Origin of the sequence: Caldivirga maquilingensis IC-167, assembly GCF_000018305.1 — an archaeon.
Taxonomy (GTDB): Archaea; Thermoproteota; Thermoprotei; order Thermoproteales; family Thermocladiaceae; genus Caldivirga; species Caldivirga maquilingensis.
Genome location: NC_009954.1, coordinates 1766876 through 1791177, shown reverse-complemented (window position 1 = coordinate 1791177; position 24302 = coordinate 1766876). Strand labels below are relative to the sequence as shown.

Here is a 24302-nt window from a genome sequence, read left to right as displayed (position 1 = left end):
GCACTACTCTTTTACTGATTTAAAAGCTTAAAGGCCTTAATTACTTAATTAAGCGTGATTATTAAGTATGTTAGCTAAGCTCATTAATGTTTCCCACTCTTGATCAACCATGGCCTCAATTTCATTAATATCATCCCTACTTAAGTGCGCGAAACGACCCTGTATGCGAAGGTACTCCTCAATGGGTTTACGCCTCTTCTTATCCTTATACGGGACACTGGGTGGACTAATAGTTAACTTACCTTGGTAATACTCCCAAAGCACCCACATTCCAGTCTCAACGGCTAACCTAGCTACCTTAACTGTGTAGTCATCTGGGAACTTCCAACCAGGGGGACATGGTGCATGAAGGTGTATGAACTTGAAACCCCTTATTGAAGCCGCCCTCCTAACCTTATCAATGAAATCTATTGGGTAGGCTATACTGGCTGTGGCTACGTAGGGTACCTTATGCATAAGCATGATTAACGCCACCTCCTTCTTACCCTCAGTCTTACCTCTTGGGGATGTTGTAGTCCAAGCCTTCCTAGGCGTAGTTCCACTAGCCTGAATACCAGTATTCATGTAGGCCTCGTTATCGGCTAAAACATAGATAATGTCCTCATTCCTATAGGCTGCCCCACTTAAGGCAGCGAAACCTATGTCCGCTGTTGCCCCGTCGCCAGCCCAGACAACCACGTGGCCATCAACACCCCTAGCCCTAAGAGCCCTAACTAAACCACTGGCCACTGAGGGGCTTGAGGCGAAGGGTACATGCATAACCGGTACTGTGAATGATGTGTATGGTGCTGCTCCAGGTATTACGCTTGAGCACCCGGCAGGTATGACGAGGGTTAACTTCCCCTCCAATGCCATTATTAATTGCCTTAAGCCTATTTGAAGTGGGCAACCTGGGCATGCTGCTGTACCGGGCATTATTACCTTAGTTCTCCCATATTTGTGAAGTTCACTCATAGTGACCATGATTAATCACCCCCATTGGTATTAGGTATATACCACCACTTCCTCACCCTCATGACGCCGTTCCTCTCGGTTTCATTTATGAAATCCCTTATAATGGATTTGAATTCACTTGGCGACATATCAACACCAGCTAAGCCTGCTACAACACCCTTAAACGATACATTACCCGGCACTAGACCCATTAATTCACCAGCCAATATTCCACCGAAGCCCATTGAGTAATCCCTATCAAACACAATAACCCCCTTAACCCCATTAATGCGTTCTGAAACCTCATCATCAGGGAATGGTCTAATGTACCTGATCCTAATTAACCCTACCTGGTAGCCCTCTCTCCTTAACTCATCAATGGCGATCTCCGCATCCCCACTCCATGCACCCATGGTTACTGCAAGGTACTTAGCATCACTGCACCTGTGGCACTCAATTAATGGTTCATAATTCCTCCCAGTTAATTTACCGTACTCATTATACGCCTCTGCAATCACCTTCTTAGCCTCATTCATTGATTCATCCATGTAAACCTTATGAAGCTCATGGTACAGGTCAGACTTAGGCAAGTTACCTAAGGTTACCGGTTCCCCACCGGGTTCAATAACATAAGGTACCTTAGGGTTCCTTGGCGGTAACCAAGCATCCACATCCTCCTGATAAGGAACGTAGATTGGCTCCGTTGTGTGGCTTAACACGAATCCATCAAGACCCACAGCCACTGGTAATAGGACTCTCTCATCTTCACTTACCCTAAAGGCGGTGAGAGTCATGTCGAAGGCCTCCTGTACACTGGATGCCATACCTATAACCCATCCACTATCCCTTATCGCCAATAGGTCAGTGTGCTCATCATGAATATTCCACGGTGGTCCAAGCGCCCTAGTCACCACAGCCATGACTAGAGGTAGTCTTGATGCTGCAGCCCACCAAAGCATCTCATACATGTAGAATAATCCATGGCTTGAAGTAGCGGTAAAAGCCCTCGCCCCCGCAGCCGATGCACCATAAACCGAGGCTAGGGCTGCGAACTCGCTTTCAACTCTTATGAAGTCGGCCTTCAACTCCCCCTTATCAATAATCTCACTTAGCCTCTCAACTATTAGAGTCTGGGGTGTTATTGGGTATGCTGAAACCACGTTAACCCTAGCCATCTTAACTGCCTCAGCAACCGCGTGATCACCAACCATTATCTTCCTAACCCCTCTACTAATCATGTCCTGCCGATTAATCACCTAAACCACCCTCTCATCAATCATTGTAATAGCCTTAACTGGACAAACATCAGCACATATTCCACAGCCTTTACAGTAATCGTAATCAATTGCCACAGTCTTATCCTCAAGCCAATCTATTACATTCTCCGGACAGTAAAGCCAACATATGCCGCATTTAGTGCATTTATCGAGGTTAACAATGGGTTTACGCACTCTCCACGTGCCGGTCTTACCGCCGGCACCCATGGCCGGCCTTGATAATAGGTACTTGACGTAAATATTACTCACATTAATCACCCTTAACCATACTGTACCCCATCTTAACAGCCTCTATGTTCAATTTAACGTAATCACCCCTCCCTACGAATTCACCTATAGATGATATTACCGAATCCAGTGTAACTAATTCAGTAACCCTTACAAATGCACCTAATATTGGTGTACTCACTATGTGCCAACCAGCCATCACTAAACCTAATTTCTCACTTATCCCGGTTGCATCCACCCAATACGTTCTATAGCCTGTCCTTATTGATGTAGGGGAGTTAATTATTATGACTGAATCCCGCCCCTTCATTAATTCACTAATGTTAATGAGGTTCAGTATGTCGGGAGATAGTATAAGTAGTATGTCGGCCTTCTTAACCCCACTATGCGAGATCACTGGCTTACTTGATATTCTTGCATATGACTTAACAATAGCACCCCTCCTTTCAGCACCGAATTCAGGTATTGCTTGCCCCCATTTACCATCCCTGGTGGCTGCAGATACTATTATCCTAGCGGCGGTTACCCCACCCTGCCCCCCTCTACCAAGTATTATTAATTCCCTAGTATCACTAATTAGCATCTGCATAGCTATCAGGGGACTGGCTTACTAAGTTTTATAAATCTTTCTCACAAGTTAATATAATTAAATATATAATATATAGTAATAAATAGTAATCGAGCATCATTGTGGTTAGCTTTAAAAAGGCTCTTCAGCAAAGGTGGTTATGGAGTACGTGTATGCAGCATTACTACTGCACTATGCGAAGCAACCAATAACGGAGGATAACGTAACTAAGATACTTCAATCAGCTGGCATACAGGTAGATGAGGTTAAGGTTAAGGCATTAGTCTCAGCGGTTAAGGAGGTTAACATAGATGAGGCAATAAAGACAGCTGCAGCACTACCTGTTGCCGCTCCCTCAGCCGCACCACAGGCTGCAGCACCTCAGGCTGCGGAGGCTAAACCAGCTGAGGCTAAGGCAGAGGAGAAGAAGGCTGAGGAAAAGAAGGAGGAAGAAACATTGGAGAGTCTCGCCTCACTATTCGGCTAATGAAACAATACACCTTAATACCCCTTTAAAATACATGAATCATTACTTGGTTTTTCACGATAAATTATTTAACACAAATGATGGTTACTTAATGGGAAAAACTTAAAAAATACAAGCATTAACTATGCAAGGTCATGAAGCCCCGGTAGCTCAGCCTGGTGGAGCGCCTCACTGGTAATGAGGAGGTCCCGGGTTCGAATCCCGGCCGGGGCTCCAAATACATGATTAAGGTGAATTAAGAGGAGATTATGAATGCTTTATTAACTAGGATTAACTTTAGTTTAACCATCACCTAACGGCATGTGTTATTGCAGGGCCATTAATTGTAAATTACATTTATGCAGATGACTTCACTTGGATAACATGCATCATATTCAGTATCGTGCCATTTGTATCAATGACGCCAACGCTAAGCCCGACCCTAAGGTTAAGGTTTTTATCTCTAAGACGTAGACACAGTATTAGTGTTAAACGTTTAGTAAACCTTAAGGTTCAGTATTATCCCCCTGGTCCCTATGGGTGGTAAGCCTAATTTATTCCTAAGGCAGAGCAGCGGTCTTGTTAGAGAGGTTGGACCATTGGCAGCATTACTAATGAATACCGCATACATTACTTACCAGTCAGGTTACCTACTGTTAATCAGTAGTATTGTGAACTTCCCCTTTGGAAATCCAATACTGGCGTTGATACTTGGCTTCATAACCTTCGCCCCCATGGCCTATTTAATCAACTTCATTGGTTCAACGTACTATAGGACAGCCAGTGACTACGTGTTCATGAGCCGTAACCTTGAGCCTAGGATTGGGTTCGCAAGCCTACTCATGTTTACTGTTGATCAAATGTTCTTTAATGCAGTATCCATGGTTTTTGCATTAACCACGGCGCTTGGCCCATCATTATATGCCATAGCCGTTTCCTTAGGTGATAAGGGATTGGTTAATGTTGCTAATTTAGTGACTAGTAATCCAGTGGTAATATTCACAGTGGGTGCCATTATGCTGGCCGTGATTATATTGATTAACATGGTATCTGTTAAGGCTGGTAAGTACCTTTCATCAGCAATATCACTAATCGCCACAGTAACATTCATATTAACTATGATTATTCTTTACCTATATGGAGGTGAGTTACCCACGGTAATTAATAGTATTGCCCCAGGGTTCTATGGTAAGGCCATTGAGGCTGATTTAAGCCTACCTAAGGGTAATGTGATCTATGGGACAATAGCCCTATTACCCTACATGGCCTACATTTTCCCATACACCAACTTCATAATAACCATAGGTGGCGAGGTTAAGAGGGAAGCGGGTACAGTACCATTAGCCGTAATAGGCACCTATGTACTAATTACAGTATTAGTTGGGTTTGGATTATGGGCAACAATAGGTGGTTTAGGCCTAAACTTCATTAATGGCGCCTTCGCAGTATATTATGGCCTAGTGCCTAATGTATCATGGCCAAGCAACATGCCACCACCGTATCCGCCCGCCCTGGCGATACTGCTTATTAAGAACCCGGTGATGCAGTGGATTATAGCTATAGGCTCCCTCACATGGTACATTAACTCACCGAGCACCATAGTGCTTCAAATAGCACGGTACTTATTCGCCATGTCCTTCGATAGGATTCTTCCAGGCTTTATAGCCTATGTTAACCCAAGAACCCACACACCCGTAATAGCCCATGGTTTGGATTTAGCAATATCATTAATCATAATGTACCTGTACGTGTTCAGTGTTATACCAGCGTTATCAGCAACAATGGATATTAGCACCGTGGTGACAATACTAATGTACTTCATAATATTATCGATAACGGCCGTAGCCTATGGTGTTAAGAGGAGGAATACGTTAATCACCATAATTGGCCTATACTTAACAGGTTACTTCACCTGGGTAAGTTACATGGAGGTAAGCAATCCGCTAGTCTACCTATTTACCCCAATAACAAGCGCCCTAATATTCGCATTCTTCATAGCGGTATTCGCAGCTGGAGTAATAATATTTGAAGTAGCCAGGTACATTAGGGCACGTAGGGAAGGTATAGACTTAATGATCACATTTAAGGAAATACCACCTGAATAAACCACCTTACCTTGGGGATATGAAGCTCACTGATTTCTCAAAATTAAGGATGATTACTGATAACGTATGATTACGGCTGTATCCTAGAAATGAATAACCCTTATCAATGCCTACACTAAACTATGTATCACTCTAGGAAGTAATCCATAAAAACACAATAGACTCTATAGTGAAAAGAGTTTATAAGCATTGGTTCGTGATTTCAATATGGCATCTCATTTTATGACCCCTGGTTGGTACGCTATAGTAGCATTAGTTATAGCGTTACTGGTTTTATTCGCCTTTCTGGTAATACACCCCAATGCTGAGGGTAGTGAATATAAGCTGGTGGTTATTATTAATAATTCATATGTCACAATACCAGCTGAGGGCAGTGTAAGGTACTTGCCTATTAATTCATCGGGTTCAACATTAATGATCATTAAGTGCATTACGTTAAATTTAAGCAGTATAGGCGTGTTTAATGAAACAATATGCCTACCCTACAGTGTTAACTCATCCTATGTTGGGCAATTCACCAGTGAACCCACGATGGTGCAGTACGCCTTTGACACATTATTAGCTGTAGAGGCAAGGCTAATACCCGCGCTTCCTGAAATGAAGGGGGTAATTGGGAATAATACCCTATCTTGCATCGGCTTCAAAATCAATGGTAAACCAGGGCAGAGTAGTAATGGGTTTACTGAAATAGTTAATCCAAGCTACTCAACACCATGCCTAATTTACCAGCCCCTAAAGAACATAGCCTACGGTGAAGTTAATCTAAGCCTCTTCACCGGACCCCCAGGTAGTCATACCGTGTACTTGAATATGACTATTAAACGTGAGTTAATAATTGGCGTGCTTAGGACTCACCCAGCTGTGTTGCTTAATAATAATGATAAGCTCATCATTAACATTAACGTGAATGAGTCACGGTACATTAAGTATTCCTACAACATATCAAACCCAGAGATCACTTACTTAACGGAATTCCATAGTGTTGAATTCATGTGCAGTAGTATTCACATACCAACCCTCAACACATCCTACAGTAACCTATGCCTACCCCTGGGGATTAGCGTTAAAATGCCGGGTTTCTTCTGGTTCAGTGATGAACCCAATAAACTCCTCATGCCGCATGTACGTAATGCAACTGCACTAGTGTTAAGCATACTGTATTCAATACGGGAGGTTAGGAATTATATTAATGGTGGTGAATTAAGCCTCAGCGCATTAGGATTCCAGGTGCAGTGGGTTAAGGTAAATAGTTCAATACCAACATACGTTAGTACTGGTTCAATATACTATGATTGGGTATTCAGCGTATACGCAGGTGGCAGTAGGGTTGGCTTAATCTACGTAACGATGTATGGCTCCAAGAATGGGTCAGCATCAACATATAGCGTTAACAGTGATCCAACATACAGCGTTTACAGCGTTAACATTGATATTAGGCTAGTCTCCAGGGGTGAGATTAAGGCATTGAATAGTGTGAAGCTGCAGGGGATTAATGCAGTTAGTGTTGGGTCAAGTAACTGGGCTGGGTACGTGGTTTCATACGATAGTGGAGTAAGCCCATACGGTAACGATACCTTTGAGGCCTTAACAAGTTGGATAACCGTACCACAGTTATCCCCAGTTTCATGCACATACAGTGTACCCGGCTTGGCGGCTTGGATTGGTTTATCCCCAGGTAACCAGTGGTATGAGCCTTATATTCAAGCAGGTTGGATTTGGCAATCATTGGGTTCAGGGTTCACTTATCAATTATTCTACGCTGATGAACCCCAAGGCTACTTAATAACACCAATCAACACGGCACCATATGCAGTAGTACCCTACTCAACGATAACCGTGGATACATACTACAACTACACTTCATCCAATACTCAATCATGGTACATTAACTGGTACATAGGTTACCCCAATGGCACATACCTGGAGGCCACTTACAACATGCCCTTAACCATCACTATCCAAACCCAGGCCACTAATTGGCAGGCGGCGCAATTCATTGTCGAGACCCCTGAGTACAATGGCGTCTATGATTGCCCACCAAGCATCACTGGGGGTAATTTAACATTCTACACAGACTACGTTTACGATACTGGAAAACCCACCACTCAACTAGCCCCCAATGGTACTTGGATTGGTTTATCGCAATTCACCAGTGGTGAGCTAATGGGTGAGTCATACGTATACCGCATTGCACTTAATAGTGGGATCATTGAACCATCCGTTATTGGCCAATGCACAGTACCACAGGGTTATTATGAAGCTGGGTACGTTAGTGAAAACTGCTTCAGCGAAATCATTGAACCACCAGGTTAATGCACATTAGTTAACGTAACCAGTCGTATGTAATGGGAGAAAAATTTAAAATAATTAACTATGCAAGGTCATGAAGCCCCGGTAGCTCAGCCTGGTGGAGCGCCTCACTGGTAATGAGGAGGTCCCGGGTTCGAATCCCGGCCGGGGCTTCATGATTAAGCATTCCTAATTGTTAAACTTATTTAAACCCACATGGGTGATTGAGACTGATCCAATCTGGGGTGCAGTATTGTCGTGGATTCAAGGGAGTATGAGACTGCCCAGGCTGTTGTTAATGCTGTAAAGGAGCTTGGATGCAGGGTCCTGGTATCTACACTGACTGTTGGGGATTACGTGGTTTCAAGTGAGGTGGCTGTGGAGCGTAAGAGGGCTATGGATTTCGTGAACTCAATAATTGACGGTAGGTTGTTTCAACAGGCTAGTAACCTAATTGAGGCTTACCAGGAGCCTTACATAATCATTGAGGGTGACTTATGGTCAACGGTATCAGTGAGGGGTATTAGTAGGAATGCATTAATTGGGGCCTTGGTTAAGGTGAGTAGGAGCGGGCTTAGGCTTATTTGGACTAGAGATGAGTGGGATACTGCCCAAGCCCTTTACTCCCTTGCGGTAACTTCACCTGGCTTAATTAAGATAAGTAATAGGAGGAAGAGTGAGTCAATCAGTGATATGCAGATTACCCTCCTATCATCATTACCGGGAATAGGGATTAGGAGGGCCGTTAGATTGCTTAAAATCTATGGAACACCATTAAATGCATTGAATAATTATAGGCAATGGCCCATTAAGCTGAGTGGATTATCATCATCAAGCATGCTTATGATTAGGAGAATCCTAGAGTCGAAATTCAATAATGAAGATAATGCCTAACTATGTTTTAATATATAGGTAATACTTATGCCCCCTTAAAGGCCCCTTCACTGAACCAACCTCAGTGGGCTTATAACCAGGTATCTCAAAGTCATGGGAAACCACCCTTGCACCCCTCTTAAGTGTGCTGAATAATATGGGTGCAAGCTCCTTATTAACATCAGTACCTAAGTATAAGTAAACTATATCTGCTATCGAATAGTTGAATTGAAATATATCCCCCCAAGCCACGTAAACCCTTCCACGTAAACCCTCTGCGTTAATCCTCTCAAGGCACCTCTTAACTAATACCGGGTCCTTCTCTATGCCTAATCCAATTAATTCAAACCTTCTAGCAGCCTCAATTACAATATTACATTCCCCTGCTCCGGCATCAACAATTACTTCACCTGGCCGTGGCTTAGTCCTCTTAATAATCTCCATGGCCACTGACGTTGGGGTCGGTACGTAAGGTACTTTAATGCTCATGATAAGTTAATGCACCTGAAGATCCTTACAACAGCCTTAACATCATCTGCGCTCACAGTTTTCCTGCCCGCATGCTTCGCTAATTCAATGCTCTTTACAGAGACCTCGTAGGCAACGTTCTCCAACACATCCCTTAACGCAATAACAGCATCCTCACCCACTCTCTCCGCTCCTGCTTTTTTGAAGATCCTCTCTATGGGGGCTAGTGGTATTTCAGGCATTGGTAATTGGCGTTGTTAATGTATATAAATCTTACTCTTAAAACATTAATCCAAACTCTTTCAACCATGCTTAATAATGCATTGCATGCTGCAGTAAACATTTAAATTAATGTTAAGTAGCCAGGTTTTCAAGCTTATATGTAATGCTCCTGAACCTATACTTAAATACATAGAATACTCTTCCACAGTTATTGCATCTGCAAAGCATTACACTCACTAGGAATCCTCTACTATCCCTCCTATTAATTGGCTGAACCAGAACCCAATCCGTTAAGCCACAGTATGGGCAGACAACCCTCTGCTCAGTCTCACTTGAAATGCTCATTGAGTTAATTAATGGGTAACTGGTGTTAAAAACCTTACCTCCCTATTACTTAACTTTCTGCTCCTCACTCTTCACCTTAGTCTTAACCATAATGGACAATAACCCACTTGATACAATGTTGGTGAATATTATGACCATGAAGGTTACTAGGAATACGTGGGTTGAGTATGGTTGGTAATTCATATTTAGGAATATACTTGCTAATACAGCTGCAGTTAAGCCTCTTGGGGCTAGGGCAAACAGTAGTGTGGATGTTTTGCTGTCTTTAATTATTGAGAATATTTCAATATACCTAATGGCTAAAAGAAGCCCAGTGATCACTAGGGCTAGAAGTGCATAGTATAGGGATATTATTGAGATCATTCCTATTAGGACGTAGAAGAATGTTCTAACAAGGAACTCTAATTCATCCTCAACAACGTTAAGCCTATCCTCATCAATGTTAAGCCTAAGACCCATGTATTCACTGATCACTTCATGGTTACCTATGATTATTGCGAAAATCAGAACAGCAACCACAGCTGCACCACCAAGTAAGTCAACTACGCCATAGAGTAGGAAGGCAATACCTATTGTAACGGCATATGCCTTAGTACTCTTAACCCAGTTCAATGCCAATAGCCACAGCATCCCCATTACTAAACCTAGGAATACCGCAATGCTGAAGTATGATATTACGTACCTAGTGTAGGATAGGATTGAGAACTGACCGGTTAGAAGTATTGTTAGGAGGTAGAAGAGTAGAATTGATACCACGGAGTTGAACGTAGCCTCTATGACTATCATATTATAGACTGAATCACTTATAACTAGCCTAGTGGCTAATGGTACTATGACTGTTGTAGTTGTTTCACCCAATATAGCACCCAGTATTGCCCCGTATACGAGGGGCCAGTTGAAGAATGAGTACATTATAACAGCCAGTAATGCAGATGGTATGACCACGTCCAGTGTTGCTAACGTTAAGCCAAGGCCGCTTGAGGATAATGGGGTCCTGAAACTTATCTTACGTCCACCATCAAACATAATCATAACTAGGGCTATATCACCGAAGAGTGGGGCTAATTCCCTAAGTAGCGTAACATATTTTATGGGGATAATATGACCAATGGGCACAAGTAATATCCCTATGAGCATTAGAATCACAGCCTCCGGTACCCTGGTTAATCGAAACAAGTAATCACCAACATAACCAATCAATATAATTAATGCAAGCGTTATTAAAATACCATCAGTACTTATCATTAGTCAATAATAATCGCATCAAGCTATATAAACTTATCGGCCCAGTAATGACTTTCCCCAATTATTAACCAGTGGGCGTTGCCTTATTTCCCAATCTTAAAGTAAACTATGTTTAAATAAAGAGGGGAGTGAGTCTTCACGTGAGTGAGGACGTTGAGGCCATTAGAGGTAGCTTAAGTGGATTACTTAAAGGTAAAAGAATAGTACTCGTAGTTACTGGTAGTGTGTCAATATATAGGATTCCTGACGTTGCTAGAGGGTTAATTAGGCATGGAGCCTTCGTAGAGGTTTTCATGAGTAGGACTGCCTCAAGATTATTGAATCCGTTAATAATGCATTGGGCCACTGGGGTTAAACCATTAGTTGAATTAAGTGGTTACACTGAGCATGTTAGCCTATGCGCCAACTCAGACGCCATTGTGGTTGCACCGGCTACAGCTAATTTAATAGGTAAAGTTGCCAGTGGCGTATCTGATTCACCAGCTTCACTATGCTTAACGGTAGCCATAGGTGCTGGTAAACCAATACTAATGGTTCCAGCCATGAACATTAACATGTGGGTGAACCCAATTGTGAGGAGTAACGTGGAGAAATTAAGGAACCTTGGTGTAAAGTTCCTTGAACCAATTATTGAGGAGGGTAAGGCTAAAATACCGCCCACTGATGAGATTATTGAATCCACAATAGACTTAACGTCACCAAGGAACATGAGTGGATTAAGGGTATTGGTCACCTCAGGTCCAACCAGGGAGTATATTGATGACGTCAAGTATGTGACAACACCAAGCAGTGGATTAACTGGGTACTATATAGCCAGGGAGGCTGCAGCTAGGGGTGCTGAGGTTTACGTTGTATCAGGTCCAGTCAATGTAAAGTACCCTAATGGTGTTAATGTGATTAACGTGAATGGTGTAGTGGATATGCGTAATGCAGTTGTTGAAGTGCTTAAGAGTAGGCGCATTCACATTGCAGTATTCGCAGCAGCACCTCTTGACTTCTACGTGGGTAATAGGGTTAGTGGTAAGTTAAGTAGTGATGTTGATAAGGTTGAGGTGACATTGATTAAGGCACCCAAGATAATCAATGAAGCCAAGGCAGCATCTCCAAGCACCATCATTGTTGGGTATAAGGCTGAGGTTAATGTTAATGAGGATGAATTATTGAAGAGGGCCTTAAGGAGGATGAGTGAGGGTTCATGGGATATTGTTGCGGCTCACGATGTTAGTAAACTGGGGTTTGGTACCATGAATGACGTATACTACGTAGTTAATAGAGATGGTTCATATGTTAAGATTGGGCCAGCCCATAAGAGGGAACTGGCTAGAATAATCCTTGATAAGGCATTAAGTATGCTTAAATTAAATGAAAAATAATTTGAAATAATTTTTAATTTAAATTTTTAAATCAACCACCCCACACGTAACCTGAGCCTGATGATGACGTGGTTGTTGTAGTCGTTGTGCTCATGGTCATGTTAACGTAACCATGCTCAACAGCCAAGAACACCCATGGCACCGGCTTAATGAACACTACGTTAACTATGTAATCGTCACCAGGTATCCATGGGTTGGGGAATGTGTATTTACCGCCCATTAATGTGCCATCAGGTAACTGAACATAACCTAACCATGTCCATGAGGTGAACCAAGGTGGTAGGAAGGCAACAGTCAGCACTGGTACAGGTGAACCACTGGCGTTAACGAAGGTGTAGCCAACATTAATCTGGTTATTCACTGCAAAGGCGTATGAGAATAATGGCCAGTAATAAGTGTCGCTCTCATTAAGTGGTGGAATATTCATAATAGCCTGGTACACTAGACTGAAGTTATACATCTTAAGTATTTGACCACTGGGTGTTTTAACGAAGGTACCCGGTAGTATTATGGCTAGTAGATTACCCACAGCCACTGCACCACCCATTGACCCATTAACTGCTAATGTACCAATACCCACTGGTATTAATTCAGGAGCCATTGCGGTGACTTCTGTGGAATTCGGCATAGTGGGTGTAGTGTACATTACCATTGATGATGCGGGCATGCCAGTATTCACAAAGACCCATGGCACCGGCTTAACGAACTGGAAGTTCACGAATAACCCTGACCCAGCGTAAACCCACTCATCCTGGAACGCATAGTGCCCACCTATTAATGTCCCATTAGTCTCCTGGGTGAAGCCTAGCCACGTCCAGCTACCCCAAGTATTAGGCATCCTAACGATAGTAACCACAGCGTAGGGTTTACCCTCCTGGTTAACGAAGGTGTAGCCTGGTGAAACCTGCCCATTAACAGCATATGCAAACGCAAACACTGGTTGATTACCCATAACTGGGCTTAGGCCGTAAACCTGGTAATCAATAATTGAGAAGCTGTAGCTACTCAGCATTTGACCACTGGGTGTCATTACGTAGGTTCCTGGCCTAATGATAACTATTATGTTGCCGAGCCTCACCGTAGCCCCCTTAGCTGCATCAACCATTACAGTACTGTTAGCCACTGGTATTAATTCAGGCATCATGGATTGGTTTGGTTGCATTGTAGTAGTGGTTGTAGATGTGACCACCTGTGTGGTGGTGACGGTTTGTGTTGAGGTGACGGTGGTTGTTGATGGAACCGTAACCGTGGTTGTCACTGTTGATGTTGACGCCGGTGCAGTGCTAGTTACCGTGACTGTTGATGCCGGCATTGTTGACGTTGATGTGACTGTTGAGGTAACCGTACTAACCATCGTTGTCGTCATTGTTGGAACCATGGGTGTTCTAGTGGCGTAGTATCCGGTAAGTCCAAAGCCTATGACCGCTAACACCACCGCTACTATTAGGCCTATTGTTTTCGCATCCATGATGCATCATTGCATTAGCCTATAAATAAACTTTATTCAGTTTTTATTACAAATCCCACACTAAAATTATAGCATTAGATTCTTAATAAAATTGCAATAAATTAGTGAAAAAGGATATAAATGAGAAACCGTTAAGGACATTGTGAGTAAGGTGAATGCTTATAAACTGTTGATTAATAGTGAATTAATAATGGCTAATTATGATAAGGATTTAAAAAGATTACTAATTTGGCTAATAGGTGGCTCTAGGGGTGGTTTAATGAGGTATAGGATTCTTGAGGCTCTTAGGAAGAGACCCATGAATCCTAATCAATTAGCTAAGTATCTTAACGTTAATTATAGGACAGTGTTATATCACTTAGAGATTCTTGAGAGAAACGGTCTAATAGTTAAGGCTGGTGAAGGATATGGGGCACCATACTTGGTAAGTGATGAGTTAAATAATAAGTGGAGCATTCTAGTAGATATTATTAGGATGATTGGTTTAAGGGAGTTGAATGAGGGTGATGAGTAATGGGTTACATATGGTATATTGATATATCATTATCTGTGATTCAAGCCTTAGTTTTAGTATTAATGATTAGGAATTACCTAGGTATTGGATTCACTAGAACTGGGAAAATACTTTTAGGAGTATCCTCTGTTTTCTTAATTGAAAGTATAGCGATGATCCTAACCTATTATAATTGGATGATCGCCGGTATGGGGCCATTTATTGCATTACCAGCACTTGCAATAACGATAATGAACCTAGTGGGTGTTTTACTGCTCTATATAATATCTAGGCTTTAATACTTATTAATTAACCTCAATGTTAATAGCATTTTAGCAGTATCCTCAGCAACCTCAATTTTATTTAACGCCTCAGGAAGTGAGTAACCAACAGCCACCACTCCATGGTTCTTAAGCACTATTAAATCAGCCCCATCCTTAATCCTCATTGACACTTCATCAGCTAATTCCTGGGTACCGGGTTTAATGAATTCTACATCACTAATCTTACGTATATATGACTTAGCCTCACTCACGACGCTTAAGTCAAGGCTTAATCCAGCTAGGTATAGGGTTATTATTGATGGTGCATGCGCATGTATTACAGCCTTATAGTCACTTACCCTGTATATTGATAAGTGCATTCTCCATTCTGAGGACGGTTTCCTATTACCTTCAATAACGTTACCATTTATTGATAATTCAACTATATCATTAATCGTCAATTCAGACTTAGGTACACCGCTTGGTGTTATTAGTACTGAATCACCTATTCTGATGCTTGCATTACCACCCATTAATGTATTAAGCCCTTTATTGTATGTTTCAATGAAGTACCTTATTAATTGATCCCTTGGATCCATTAAACCACCTAAAGGGTCATTAAGGGTAATTTAAGTTTAAGCCTATACTCGTTATACTTAGCCACCAGTGCAGCCAGCCAATTATTTAATTCACTGGGATCCCTTGGGTAATTAATGTATATTTTCTTTATCTCATTCATGTACCTTAATGCTAATGATAGCTTCCTAGCCACATCAGGTACCTTAAGTAGCCTAAGCGCCATCAATGCCTTCTTACCGCCACTTAAGTCGAGGTTACCGCTTATTGACATTCTAAGAACCTCATCCTCAGTAAGTATCCTAGCCCTTAATCCCCTATTCAATTGATCATTGGTAAGCGTCTGCAGCATTAACCTAAATACATCTAGTTGAGCCTGCTTAATGCCGTAGGCATTTAAGTAATCTAAATTATACCTCCATAGGCCGGCTTCAGAAACATCACCCTTCTCCAATGCCTCAATTATTGCTTTTGATGCTAATGCTGATGACAATAATGCAGGCCCAATACCGCCGCCATGGATTGGGTTAACGGCCACAGCAGCATCACCAACAGCAACAATCCCTGGGCCAACCATGCTGGCTAATGGTCTCCTTGTGGGCACTATCCCACCACCAGTGTGAAGCAGTTTCCTACCCTTAACGTATGGTGAGGAGGCTAGGTACTTCTCATAGTTGATCCTTGGGTTTAAGCCATTCTCCTTAACCAACCTACCCCAGATGCCTAAACCTACGTTAGCAACCCTATCTGACTTGGGGAAGAACCACCAGTAACCACCTGGTGATATATTATTATCAAGGTATATCCTTATGTTCTGGGGATTAGGTATACTGTAATCAACTTCAACGATCTCCCTGTACGCGTAGGAGGCATCCTCTGGTAGTAATGGTTCACTAATCCTATACTGTGAAGGTAACTTAGTCCTCACAACCCCTGTTGCACCTGAGGCATCCACTGTTACCTTAGCCCTTAACTCAACCTGGGTTCCATCCCTCCTACTTGCCTTAACACCCTTCACGAAGCCCCCCTCAATTATTGGTGTTGATACAGTATGATTATCTATTATGTCTGCGCCACTATTATTAGCTGCATTAATCAGCCATTGAGCCCACTTACCAATATCGAGGCCGTAACCCTCACCTGCAACAAAGTACTTTATGCTTAAATCCGGGCTATATAATTCAGCACCCTCGTACTTAATCATGAATACGTCATTACTAATACTTAAGCCTGACTTAGTTAACTCTTCAATGTGGTGTTTCCCAATGGCATCACCAGTTACTTTGAAAACCTCCTCAGCCCTCTTACGCTCCACTAATGCTACACTTAAACCCTGCTTAGCCATTAAATATGCCGCATATGAACCCGCTGTGCCAGCGCCAACAATAAGCACGTCATATGTCTTATACATTAGGTTTACCTTAGCATGCTGAGTTTTTAAACATTAATGCTTTATTCGTTAGTTCTACAACTTAACCAAACATTTATATTACTAATTCTTTAAGCATAAGTATAAAATAAGAACCCTACCTTATATTATTGAACTATTACTAACTAAGCAGCAACACTATGAATAGTCTCAGGCCCGGGTTCTCATCACTCTTCAGTTCATCCCGTCCTCTTCACTTCTAGGAGTATTATTAATGCAGCATTAAAAAGTTTGAAACAGGCCTTATGCCTAGAGACTCAGCATCTTACTCCTCTATATTGATTAAGTCAAGTATGTCTTCAGGATTATGTGACATGAGGAGCTTCCAGAATTCTCCTCCCTTTCGTATTCCATATACCTTACCCCTGGCGCTCCTCTTAATGACCTCCATATAACCCCTCTCAACCAACTGCTCTAGGAAATTCCTTATAACAACTCCATCAGCCCTTGTCACCCTTCCCACAGTATTTATTTCCTGGGCTATCTTACTTGGCCTAACTGTTATTAGGTTCCCCTTGGAGGAGGATGCATATTCCTTAAGCTTAATCATCACGTTCATCTTCATGTGCATCACCTTATTGTGGGTTGTTACCTTCATTCTAGCTTCTCGTACTAATTTAACGCTGGCCATAGGTTAACCTGGGCTCCTTAACCCCTTATAGCAGTTGAGTGATAATACACTGACGTACAGTATTACGTCAGTGTCACGTTAACCATGCTTGACTGTTCAGGTTAAAAAGGTACCCGTAGGCATCTTAGTGAATGCGTGCGTACAGTAAGCTACTTGACTCATTAATGAGGCTCGGCTCAATTAAGGTATCTGACATCATGAGAAACCTAAGTACCGGTAATAATAATGATTTACTATATGTTATCTACTCGCTAAACTCTGATATCAGCATTGAGGCGTACTTCACTAGATTCTACTTAGCCATTACTAATGGATCCCTTAGAATACGTGGCGACTTGAAGAAGGCTGATGAATTCAGTAAGATTATGCTAAGGAATACTGTTATTGGTAATGGTAGGAAGCTTGTTATGTTATTTAAAGATAATGGTGAAGAGTACGTGAAAATACCCACTAGACCTACCTCATCAATTACCATGAACCCGGCAGTATCATTCATTGTTTCATCAATACTAACCTTAATTATATTCCTTCTACTTACGAAGTACGGTATATTACTAACCCTAGCCGTGGTTATTGCGCAAGTCTTATTAACTAACATAGCCTACACCTATGTATCCTTCCTCCGCATGATTAAGTTAAGGGTTAATGGTTCAAACATAATTAAGGTAGTGGTAACGTTACCTATTGATGTGCCTGAGGATACGCTTGCCAGATTAGTATCATATGCTTCATCAATTAAGAGCATTAGCAAGAGTCAATTAACATTGTTAATATCAGGGCTAAGGGCTATAGGTGGTTCAATGATAACCAGTATTAATGTTGAGAGAATATCAATGCCATTAATTAAAGGCATTAATGTTTACTTAGTCCCATCACCTGAATGTAATGCAGTATCCCTAAACCTCATTAATAAGGTAATATTGGTTAGCACTAAATTAGTGGCATGCCTTAATGAAGATGAGTTAAGGGCCGTGATTCACCATGAGTTAGGTCATATAATTAATAAAGACACCTATAAGGCATTGGTGGCATCAGTAGTCTACTCCCTGGTCTCAGCTGTAATGCTGCTATACGTTATACCAAGGATTGGGTTAACCCTAGTAACAGTATCCGCTTACGCATTAATAGCATTACTGGCTATAGTCATCTCACTTACATTAAGTAGGATTAATGAAACTAAGGCTGACTTATACGCATTAAGCAAGGGTTATAAGGAATCATTAGCCACTGCTTTAGTTAAGGTAACTTACCCATCAATACATTCACCATTAATTAAACAGGTTTTCCTAAGTCACCCAACTACGTTAAGTAGAGTTAATGCAATCTTAAAGGCATCTAAGAGACTTAATGGCAAGTGAATAAATAAATATATCCAAGGCGTATAGCAGTAAAGCAACATTTAAAAAGCACGGCATTAGACGCAGTCATGGTTCTGCAATCACTGGTGAACGTGATTTTCATAGTGGAGAACATGGGTTATATGGGTCTTTTCATACTTATGACTCTGGAATCCCTATCATTACCCATTCCAAGCGAGGTAATACTACCGTTCACAGGATACTTAATATATATTGGCCGACTCAGTTTAATACCAGCCCTTATTGATTCGGTAATAGCTAGTCTAATTGGATCATTAATACTATACCTACTAAGCTACTACGTGGGTTACAGTATAGTTCTTAAGCTGGGTAAGTACGTTGGCATAAGTAGAAGACATTTGGACGCTGCGGAGCAGTGGTTTAACAAGTATGGTGGTGTATCAGTGGTTTTAGCTAAATTCATACCCGGCATTAGGGCCTTAATATCAATACCAGCTGGAGTGGCTAGAATGAACGTGTGGTTATTCATGCTTTACACTACAGTAGGTTCAACTATATGGAATATAGTGTTAATTTACATAGGCCTCAGCCTAGGTCCAGCCTGGGAGACCGGGTTAACCCTAGTGTCAAGGTACATTGACTACCTTGCCTTAGCCTTAATTGCAGTAGTAATAGTACTTGTGATTGCGGCAAGGAAACATTGGGTTAAGTACGCTTAATTAATTATTTTAACATTACTCCCAGTTGCCGCTCTAATGTAGAGTAGCTTATCCATGTACCATGATGGTGGACCTGGTTCAATATTGAACTTAGCCTTAGCCACCTCAGTATCATTAATAGTTACTTTACCTGGTTCCTTATTAACATAGGCCTCAAGTATTATTGATGATGGTGATTGAGGCATTGGATTAATCCAATTACCTACTGTAATTGATTCACCACTAATCCTTAGGCTTAATGTTGATGGTGTTGGTGATGATGATTCACCATCATCATCGTAAACAGTGAATTCCCCCTCACCCAATACCGTCAGCACGCCTAAAACACCCTGAGTCTCCTGTACAGGTATCAGTGAACCCCTCCTAAGGAATACTGGTGGCTTACCAAGTGGTGCATCAACAATGTGGAATCCCTTGTTAAGCACCTCACCACTCCACATATTAACCCATTCCCCCTCAGGTAAGTAAACCTCCCTGGCATTACCACTGGTTAACATTGGTGCTATTAGCATGAATGGCCCAAGCATGAATTCATCATCAATATTAATAACCTCCTCATCATTAGGGTACTCGTATATCAATGGCCTAACTATTGGTTCACCATTAATGTGGCTAAGCCACATTAATGAGTATAAGTATGGGGTTAACCTAGCCCTGAGCCTCAGAAGATTCTTAATTAATTCAAGTGTTCTTGGCCCAAAGGCCCAGGGTTCCTGGTCAGGTGACCCAATTGAGGCATGGTTCCTCAGCAGTGGGAAGAAAATAGCCCACTCATACCACCTAACCAGTAGTTCAGGACTTAAAGTAAACAAAACATTTCCACCACTCCCTGGAACATATTTTGCAAAGCCACCTACATCAGCGCCAATGAATGTGACACCTGATATACTTAAACCCAGGAGTATCTGCAATTGCAGTCTCAAGTGTTCCCAATTACTGGTATTATCACCAGTCCAAACTGCCGCATACCTCTGGATACCGGCGTAACCGGCCCTGGATAATACGAATGGTCTTCTACCCGCCTTAACTAAGCCATCATATGTTGCCATAGCCTCATATAGCGCATAGGCGTTGTGGAGGAAGTCATGAGGCACCCTTGAATCATCATCAAGTCTATGAGTTATTACTTTACTTGAAACAGTGTGATTGGGATAATCGAAGGCCGCTGGTTCATTCATGTCTAGCCAAATACCGTCAACACCATACTCCCTAACCCAACGCTCAATGAGACTAGCCCACCACTCCCTAGCCTCCTTATTAAAGAAGTCCGGTAATGCTGATTTACCTGGCCAACCCTGAACTATGGATAATCCACCATCATCATCAAGCGACAGGTGATTACCATTAATACCCTCCTTAAACACGTAGTAATTTGGATCAACTTTAACATACGGATCCACTATGGTTACTAATTTAACACCAAGTTCATGAGCCGCCTTAGCTAATTCAGTGGGATTAGGGAACCTATCCTTACTCCAGGTGAATATTCTGTAGCCATCCATGTAATGTATATCAAGGTATACAACAGTGTTATCCAGTTCCTTCTCCTTAAAGGTCTTAATAATCTCAATAACCCTATCCTGGGGGTAGTAACTGTACCTACTTTGCTGATGCCCAAGCGCCCATTTAGGCATTAAGGTGGGTTTACCTGTTAAGTTAATGAACCTAGTAACCACATCCTTAAGCCTAGGCCCCCTAATAATGTAGTAATCCAGTTGATAATCATTCACAATAACCGTGAACTCATCCTCCTTCTCTGCACCAAGATCAATAATTACCTTAGCCGTGGAATCAGCGAAGTGGCCTATTGCCCCATTCTTATTAGTAATTATGAAGAACGGTATTGATACATACAGTGGATCTGAACCATACCTGTACCCATAGGCGTCAGTGTTCCACATGGTTACCCTGAACCTTTTCCTATTCAATGGTAACGCCTTTTCACCAAGTCCATAAACTGCATCATTGAGGCCTAAATTACCCCTCACTATTATTTGATCATTACTATAACTGAACCTTAATGTTGCATTCATGTTATTTACACTTACATTAATGGAATCTTCAGCAACCTTAACAAGCCATGGACCAAGCCTATTCTCACCACTTACTAATTCAACACTCGGCTTAACAACAACAGCAGGGGATTCCCGGTACCTACTGCCGCTTTTAATTATACTTACCTTTAATGCATCATCGTTTATTAGGCTTACTTTCATTGAAAATTCCATTAAATCGGTACCATTGGTTGCAATATTTAAGCATTAAACTAGGGGCAATTGAATTGCATAACGTACTTAAAGTCTCGGACCTTTAAGGATAATGAAGGAGATTAAACTAACCTATATGTCCCGCTTCTCTTATCGTAAACCAATACTATTGGGCCATTAAAACCCGGTATTATTACTACATCATTAACCCTGTCTCTTAATGATTCATATTCTCTATTATTCACCGCGGAATCAACATTACCTATCCCGCTGGCCTTCCCTACACTTAACAAACTACTCATGGTTCGTACTGATGCCTTTATGTTCATTTTGTTCACCTCAAATGCATCATTCAAGTAAGGTTTTATATAGCTTTCGGTGCTGCTGGTGTAACCATAACGTGATAGTCAATATTTATAAATATACTATATACCTAAATCATGTATCGTGTGTTTCCATAGTTTTTACATTATCTTTAAACCTCGATTACTGAGCATCCACTAATAACGGTTCCTTATCTTAAATTAATTAAGAAATTGGTATAAATACCAGTAGTAATAGCAACCTATGCGAGTTCACTTAAATATTAACGAAATTAGTGAGCTAAGATTAAATGAGAGCAGGATAGAATTAGAGCTAGCTAAGGTTTTCCTAAGATCCGGCTTATTAAGGAGTGCGGCATTTAATACTATTCAAGCATGGCGGGCTTACTTATCATATCTAGCCAGCATTAACAGTGATTTAATTAAGGTAAGAGGCTTCAAGAGAATTAGAGGTAATATTGAGGTTAACACTAGTGAATTAATAATAGCCACGATGCCTATTAAACTAATGATGACCATTACTGAGCATTTAAGGAATAGGGATCCTGAATTAATGGAATTAACAGCATTAGTGTTACTAATCCGTGAGTACTTATGCGCCGGTGCATGCAGAGATAGCACAAGTAGAGTTATTGATGATGAGGCCGCTAAGGGAATTATGGCTAAGTTAATTACCAAGCTTGAGAAAAGGCTAATGCAGGTTAAGTAATTTATTACTTTTCATGATTCCTACTAATTTACAAGTTTTACATAATCATGATAATGTACTTATTACTTAGAACACATACAAGGGTACTTGAATCACCTCAAGCCATGCCCGCCGTATAATAATCCTTTAATTCAATGGGGAATTAAGCCTAGGGTATTAATGGGGATTAAGGTAACAGTAGTAGTAACATGTTATAGGAGGTGGATTTACCTTCCTCTGGCTATTAAGTCCATTAGAGCCCAGAGTAGGCAACCTGATGAGGTTATTGTTGTTAAGAGCCCTGAAGTAAAGCTGCCTGAGGGTTCAATTAAGGTTATTGATGATGATTCTCCTCACTTAGGCAGGAAGATTACTGAAGCTGTTGAAGAGGCTATGGGTGATGTTATAATGTTCCTTGACGATGACGATGAATTCACAGCGAATAAAGTATTCATAGTGAGTAAGTTATTCGACAATATTAGTGAATTAACTTATGTTCACAACTCAATCTCATGCATTACCAGTAGTGGTATGGAGGTGAGGAAGGTGAGGCATTATTTTAAGATACCACCTTACGTTAAGCCTTGCACCCAGGTTAATCAGCAGGTAATGTTTAACCTAAGCAATGATGGTGAATTCAGTAGATGGCTTTGGGCTGGTGCGGCCTTTAACGCTAGTTCAATATCTATTAGAAGAGAGGCATTAATGAACGTTAAGCATTATGTGAATCAAATTAGCGTAGTCTCAGATGCAATACTCTACTACAGCGCTGCACTTAATGGTGGCTTAGCATTACTAATACCTGAAAGGTTAACTAGGTATAGGGTTCATGAAGGTAATGTCAGTAGGGGTCAGCTTGCCACATTTAATAACTACGTTGAGTCAATGAGAATGCTGCTTAATAGGGTTATTCATGATTACGCCGTAGTATGTGAAATGGTTAAAGGTAGTAGGTTTGAGAAGTATGCATGTATGGAAAAGGGCATGTATGCTGCTGTTGCCAGGATCTTTAATGGGCATGGTGAGTTAAGCCTAAGGAATTTAAATACACGTATGCTTAAGTATTACCTAGTGGCCTTACTTCCACATCAATTGAGAAGCATAATTGTGAGGAGGTGGTATGAGGCATCCTTAAATCCGTTTACTTAAGGATTCCTGCCGGGTTCCTTGATACTTAGCAATGCTACACCTATTATTATCCAAGCCACTAGTATTATTAATACACCAATTATTATGAAGGTTAAAACAGCACCGATTAAGTATATTAAGCCCCCTGACTCAAATAACTTTTCACCGGTACGTGAGCTCATATTGCTCATCGCTCTACGCAGGTAGATTGCAGATAATAGGAAGAACACCGCAGTTATGATAACCACCACCATGATTATTAGCAAACCGGCTAAAAACGGGTGGTAGGGATGGTAGGGTATCATTGGGTAATTAACGTGCATCCCACTGAACGATAACGTGACGGGTATTACTGCTAGGAAAACACCGATAGCCAATACTATTAATGCTATTAACCCGAATATGAACCAATTCATTACATCTGATTTTAACCTACTGTCATTAAAGTAGTTGGCTAACTCCACCATACCCACTAGGAATAGTATTAAACCAATTATTGACGGTATAACGTAACCAAATATGCCTATTCCAGCTAATAATGCACCTACACCGGCTAATACCTTAGCTGAATCAAAGCTCATTAATTAAATAATTCATATAGCTTTTAAAGGTTTTCGGCACAGTGAGTTAACTTAAGTATCTTTAGGTGCTTAAGTTGTTAATGCT

Annotated in this window: 26 protein-coding genes and 2 tRNA genes; 13 read left to right on the top strand and 15 right to left on the bottom strand. The window is 41.4% G+C overall.

Annotated features, from left to right (window positions below):
• Window positions 1-48: 48 nt before the first annotated feature.
• Genes CMAQ_RS08810 through CMAQ_RS08795 form a run of 4 tightly spaced genes read right to left on the bottom strand, consistent with a single transcriptional unit; the run spans window position 49 to window position 3027 of the window.
• Window positions 49-963, bottom strand: coding sequence for a 3-methyl-2-oxobutanoate dehydrogenase subunit beta (locus CMAQ_RS08810; RefSeq protein ID WP_012186755.1), 915 nt, complete (start codon window positions 961-963; stop codon window positions 49-51).
• 2 nt (window positions 964-965) lie between these two features.
• Window positions 966-2189: a pyruvate ferredoxin oxidoreductase gene (locus CMAQ_RS08805; RefSeq protein ID WP_012186754.1), complete on the bottom strand. Its 1224-nt coding sequence runs from the start codon at window positions 2187-2189 to the stop codon at window positions 966-968.
• A complete protein-coding gene (locus CMAQ_RS08800) occupies window positions 2190-2417 on the bottom strand; it encodes a 4Fe-4S binding protein (RefSeq protein ID WP_048063062.1) in 228 nt (75 codons plus the stop codon).
• Between the two features lie 43 nt (window positions 2418-2460).
• Window positions 2461-3027 carry a 2-oxoacid:acceptor oxidoreductase family protein gene (locus CMAQ_RS08795; protein WP_012186752.1) on the bottom strand — a complete coding sequence of 189 codons (567 nt, stop codon included), beginning with the start codon at window positions 3025-3027 and terminating at the stop codon, window positions 2461-2463.
• 139 nt (window positions 3028-3166) lie between these two features.
• On the opposite strand from CMAQ_RS08795, the gene rpl12p reads away from it, so the two are divergent.
• The 6 genes from rpl12p (at window position 3167) to CMAQ_RS08765 (ending at window position 8760) form a co-directional block, all read left to right on the top strand.
• Complete coding sequence (rpl12p, locus tag CMAQ_RS08790) at window positions 3167-3493, top strand: 50S ribosomal protein P1 (RefSeq protein WP_012186751.1); 327 nt, start codon at window positions 3167-3169, stop codon at window positions 3491-3493.
• A 139-nt stretch (window positions 3494-3632) separates the two neighbouring features.
• Window positions 3633-3709 (top strand) — tRNA-Thr (locus CMAQ_RS08785).
• A gap of 299 nt (window positions 3710-4008) precedes the next feature.
• Entirely contained in the window at window positions 4009-5577 is a 1569-nt protein-coding gene (locus tag CMAQ_RS08780) for an APC family permease (RefSeq protein WP_012186750.1), read from the top strand.
• 207 nt (window positions 5578-5784) lie between these two features.
• Window positions 5785-7890, top strand: a complete 2106-nt coding sequence (locus CMAQ_RS08775; protein ID WP_012186749.1) for a hypothetical protein — start codon at window positions 5785-5787, stop codon at window positions 7888-7890.
• A gap of 75 nt (window positions 7891-7965) precedes the next feature.
• A tRNA-Thr gene (locus tag CMAQ_RS08770) sits at window positions 7966-8039 on the top strand.
• Window positions 8040-8124: 85 nt separating this feature from the next.
• Window positions 8125-8760 carry an ERCC4 domain-containing protein gene (locus CMAQ_RS08765; RefSeq protein ID WP_012186748.1) on the top strand — a complete coding sequence of 212 codons (636 nt, stop codon included), beginning with the start codon at window positions 8125-8127 and terminating at the stop codon, window positions 8758-8760.
• Here the strand turns inward: CMAQ_RS08765 and CMAQ_RS08760 are convergent, their stop codons facing one another.
• The 4 genes from CMAQ_RS08760 to CMAQ_RS08745 form a co-directional block, all read right to left on the bottom strand.
• Complete coding sequence (locus CMAQ_RS08760; protein WP_012186747.1) at window positions 8761-9228, bottom strand: class I SAM-dependent methyltransferase; 468 nt, start codon at window positions 9226-9228, stop codon at window positions 8761-8763.
• A complete protein-coding gene (locus CMAQ_RS08755; RefSeq protein WP_012186746.1) occupies window positions 9225-9449 on the bottom strand; it encodes a histone family protein in 225 nt (74 codons plus the stop codon). Before CMAQ_RS08755 ends, CMAQ_RS08760 begins: the two co-directional genes overlap by 4 nt.
• A gap of 112 nt (window positions 9450-9561) precedes the next feature.
• Window positions 9562-9774 carry a hypothetical protein gene (locus CMAQ_RS08750; protein ID WP_012186745.1) on the bottom strand — a complete coding sequence of 71 codons (213 nt, stop codon included), beginning with the start codon at window positions 9772-9774 and terminating at the stop codon, window positions 9562-9564.
• A 45-nt stretch (window positions 9775-9819) separates the two neighbouring features.
• Complete coding sequence (locus CMAQ_RS08745) at window positions 9820-11019, bottom strand: cation:proton antiporter domain-containing protein (protein WP_012186744.1); 1200 nt, start codon at window positions 11017-11019, stop codon at window positions 9820-9822.
• 140 nt (window positions 11020-11159) lie between these two features.
• Here CMAQ_RS08745 and coaBC point away from each other — a divergent pair, with 140 nt between their 5' ends.
• Window positions 11160-12392, top strand: coding sequence for a bifunctional phosphopantothenoylcysteine decarboxylase/phosphopantothenate--cysteine ligase CoaBC (coaBC, locus tag CMAQ_RS08740; RefSeq protein WP_012186743.1), 1233 nt, complete (start codon window positions 11160-11162; stop codon window positions 12390-12392).
• 31 nt (window positions 12393-12423) lie between these two features.
• Here the strand turns inward: coaBC and CMAQ_RS08735 are convergent, their stop codons facing one another.
• A complete protein-coding gene (locus CMAQ_RS08735) occupies window positions 12424-13860 on the bottom strand; it encodes a hypothetical protein (RefSeq protein ID WP_012186742.1) in 1437 nt (478 codons plus the stop codon).
• A gap of 142 nt (window positions 13861-14002) precedes the next feature.
• Here CMAQ_RS08735 and CMAQ_RS08730 point away from each other — a divergent pair, with 142 nt between their 5' ends.
• Together CMAQ_RS08730 and CMAQ_RS08725 are read left to right on the top strand one after the other, a co-directional pair.
• On the top strand, window positions 14003-14374 hold the full coding sequence (locus tag CMAQ_RS08730; RefSeq protein WP_012186741.1) for an ArsR/SmtB family transcription factor: 372 nt from the start codon (window positions 14003-14005) through the stop codon (window positions 14372-14374).
• A complete protein-coding gene (locus CMAQ_RS08725; RefSeq protein WP_012186740.1) occupies window positions 14374-14652 on the top strand; it encodes a hypothetical protein in 279 nt (92 codons plus the stop codon). The genes CMAQ_RS08730 and CMAQ_RS08725 overlap by 1 nt, the downstream gene beginning before the upstream one ends.
• Here CMAQ_RS08725 and CMAQ_RS08720 read toward each other — a convergent pair.
• From CMAQ_RS08720 to CMAQ_RS08710, 3 genes are all read right to left on the bottom strand, one after another.
• A complete protein-coding gene (locus tag CMAQ_RS08720) occupies window positions 14649-15215 on the bottom strand; it encodes a class II aldolase/adducin family protein (protein WP_012186739.1) in 567 nt (188 codons plus the stop codon). The genes CMAQ_RS08725 and CMAQ_RS08720 overlap by 4 nt on opposite strands.
• Window positions 15216-15223: 8 nt before the next feature.
• Window positions 15224-16603: a digeranylgeranylglycerophospholipid reductase gene (locus tag CMAQ_RS08715; RefSeq protein WP_012186738.1), complete on the bottom strand. Its 1380-nt coding sequence runs from the start codon at window positions 16601-16603 to the stop codon at window positions 15224-15226.
• Window positions 16604-16886: 283 nt separating this feature from the next.
• Window positions 16887-17186 carry a DNA-binding protein gene (locus CMAQ_RS08710; RefSeq protein ID WP_156769887.1) on the bottom strand — a complete coding sequence of 100 codons (300 nt, stop codon included), beginning with the start codon at window positions 17184-17186 and terminating at the stop codon, window positions 16887-16889.
• 197 nt (window positions 17187-17383) lie between these two features.
• Here CMAQ_RS08710 and CMAQ_RS08705 point away from each other — a divergent pair, with 197 nt between their 5' ends.
• Window positions 17384-18610 carry a M48 family metallopeptidase gene (locus CMAQ_RS08705; RefSeq protein WP_012186736.1) on the top strand — a complete coding sequence of 409 codons (1227 nt, stop codon included), beginning with the start codon at window positions 17384-17386 and terminating at the stop codon, window positions 18608-18610.
• Between the two features lie 68 nt (window positions 18611-18678).
• Window positions 18679-19290 (top strand): DedA family protein, encoded by a 612-nt coding sequence (locus CMAQ_RS08700; protein ID WP_012186735.1) that lies wholly within the window; start codon window positions 18679-18681, stop codon window positions 19288-19290.
• Here CMAQ_RS08700 and CMAQ_RS08695 read toward each other — a convergent pair.
• Window positions 19287-21518 carry a glycoside hydrolase family 31 protein gene (locus tag CMAQ_RS08695; protein ID WP_012186734.1) on the bottom strand — a complete coding sequence of 744 codons (2232 nt, stop codon included), beginning with the start codon at window positions 21516-21518 and terminating at the stop codon, window positions 19287-19289. The two genes, CMAQ_RS08700 and CMAQ_RS08695, sit on opposite strands and share 4 nt — an antisense overlap.
• 101 nt (window positions 21519-21619) lie before the next feature.
• The gene (locus CMAQ_RS08690; protein WP_048062780.1) at window positions 21620-21826 is read right to left on the bottom strand and encodes a hypothetical protein; all 207 of its coding nucleotides are present in this window, start codon (window positions 21824-21826) and stop codon (window positions 21620-21622) included.
• A gap of 238 nt (window positions 21827-22064) precedes the next feature.
• Between CMAQ_RS08690 and CMAQ_RS08685 the strand changes: the two genes are divergently transcribed.
• Window positions 22065-22529, top strand: a complete 465-nt coding sequence (locus CMAQ_RS08685) for a PaREP1 family protein (protein WP_012186733.1) — start codon at window positions 22065-22067, stop codon at window positions 22527-22529.
• A gap of 159 nt (window positions 22530-22688) precedes the next feature.
• The gene (locus CMAQ_RS08680; protein WP_012186732.1) at window positions 22689-23657 is read left to right on the top strand and encodes a glycosyltransferase family 2 protein; all 969 of its coding nucleotides are present in this window, start codon (window positions 22689-22691) and stop codon (window positions 23655-23657) included.
• Here CMAQ_RS08680 and CMAQ_RS08675 read toward each other — a convergent pair.
• Window positions 23654-24217, bottom strand: a complete 564-nt coding sequence (locus CMAQ_RS08675) for a DUF996 domain-containing protein (RefSeq protein ID WP_012186731.1) — start codon at window positions 24215-24217, stop codon at window positions 23654-23656. The two genes, CMAQ_RS08680 and CMAQ_RS08675, sit on opposite strands and share 4 nt — an antisense overlap.
• Window positions 24218-24302 lie beyond the last annotated feature (85 nt).

Coding starts and splice junctions, on each gene's coding strand:
- CMAQ_RS08675 (WP_012186731.1), bottom strand. CDS start 24,217: ATGAGCTTTGATTCAGCTAAGGTATTAGCCGGTGTAGGTGCATTATTA.
- CMAQ_RS08735 (WP_012186742.1), bottom strand. CDS start 13,860: ATGGATGCGAAAACAATAGGCCTAATAGTAGCGGTGGTGTTAGCGGTC.
- CMAQ_RS08775 (WP_012186749.1), top strand. CDS start 5,785: ATGGCATCTCATTTTATGACCCCTGGTTGGTACGCTATAGTAGCATTA.
- CMAQ_RS08700 (WP_012186735.1), top strand. CDS start 18,679: ATGGTTCTGCAATCACTGGTGAACGTGATTTTCATAGTGGAGAACATG.
- CMAQ_RS08705 (WP_012186736.1), top strand. CDS start 17,384: ATGCGTGCGTACAGTAAGCTACTTGACTCATTAATGAGGCTCGGCTCA.
- CMAQ_RS08710 (WP_156769887.1), bottom strand. CDS start 17,186: ATGAAGATGAACGTGATGATTAAGCTTAAGGAATATGCATCCTCCTCC.
- CMAQ_RS08795 (WP_012186752.1), bottom strand. CDS start 3,027: ATGCAGATGCTAATTAGTGATACTAGGGAATTAATAATACTTGGTAGA.
- CMAQ_RS08750 (WP_012186745.1), bottom strand. CDS start 9,774: ATGAGCATTTCAAGTGAGACTGAGCAGAGGGTTGTCTGCCCATACTGT.
- CMAQ_RS08780 (WP_012186750.1), top strand. CDS start 4,009: ATGGGTGGTAAGCCTAATTTATTCCTAAGGCAGAGCAGCGGTCTTGTT.
- CMAQ_RS08680 (WP_012186732.1), top strand. CDS start 22,689: ATGGGGATTAAGGTAACAGTAGTAGTAACATGTTATAGGAGGTGGATT.
- CMAQ_RS08810 (WP_012186755.1), bottom strand. CDS start 963: ATGGTCACTATGAGTGAACTTCACAAATATGGGAGAACTAAGGTAATA.
- CMAQ_RS08800 (WP_048063062.1), bottom strand. CDS start 2,417: ATGGGTGCCGGCGGTAAGACCGGCACGTGGAGAGTGCGTAAACCCATT.
- rpl12p (WP_012186751.1), top strand. CDS start 3,167: ATGGAGTACGTGTATGCAGCATTACTACTGCACTATGCGAAGCAACCA.
- CMAQ_RS08745 (WP_012186744.1), bottom strand. CDS start 11,019: ATGATAAGTACTGATGGTATTTTAATAACGCTTGCATTAATTATATTG.
- CMAQ_RS08695 (WP_012186734.1), bottom strand. CDS start 21,518: ATGGAATTTTCAATGAAAGTAAGCCTAATAAACGATGATGCATTAAAG.
- CMAQ_RS08690 (WP_048062780.1), bottom strand. CDS start 21,826: ATGAACATAAAGGCATCAGTACGAACCATGAGTAGTTTGTTAAGTGTA.
- CMAQ_RS08755 (WP_012186746.1), bottom strand. CDS start 9,449: ATGCCTGAAATACCACTAGCCCCCATAGAGAGGATCTTCAAAAAAGCA.
- CMAQ_RS08685 (WP_012186733.1), top strand. CDS start 22,065: ATGCGAGTTCACTTAAATATTAACGAAATTAGTGAGCTAAGATTAAAT.
- CMAQ_RS08720 (WP_012186739.1), bottom strand. CDS start 15,215: ATGGATCCAAGGGATCAATTAATAAGGTACTTCATTGAAACATACAAT.
- CMAQ_RS08715 (WP_012186738.1), bottom strand. CDS start 16,603: ATGTATAAGACATATGACGTGCTTATTGTTGGCGCTGGCACAGCGGGT.
- CMAQ_RS08725 (WP_012186740.1), top strand. CDS start 14,374: ATGGGTTACATATGGTATATTGATATATCATTATCTGTGATTCAAGCC.
- CMAQ_RS08760 (WP_012186747.1), bottom strand. CDS start 9,228: ATGAGCATTAAAGTACCTTACGTACCGACCCCAACGTCAGTGGCCATG.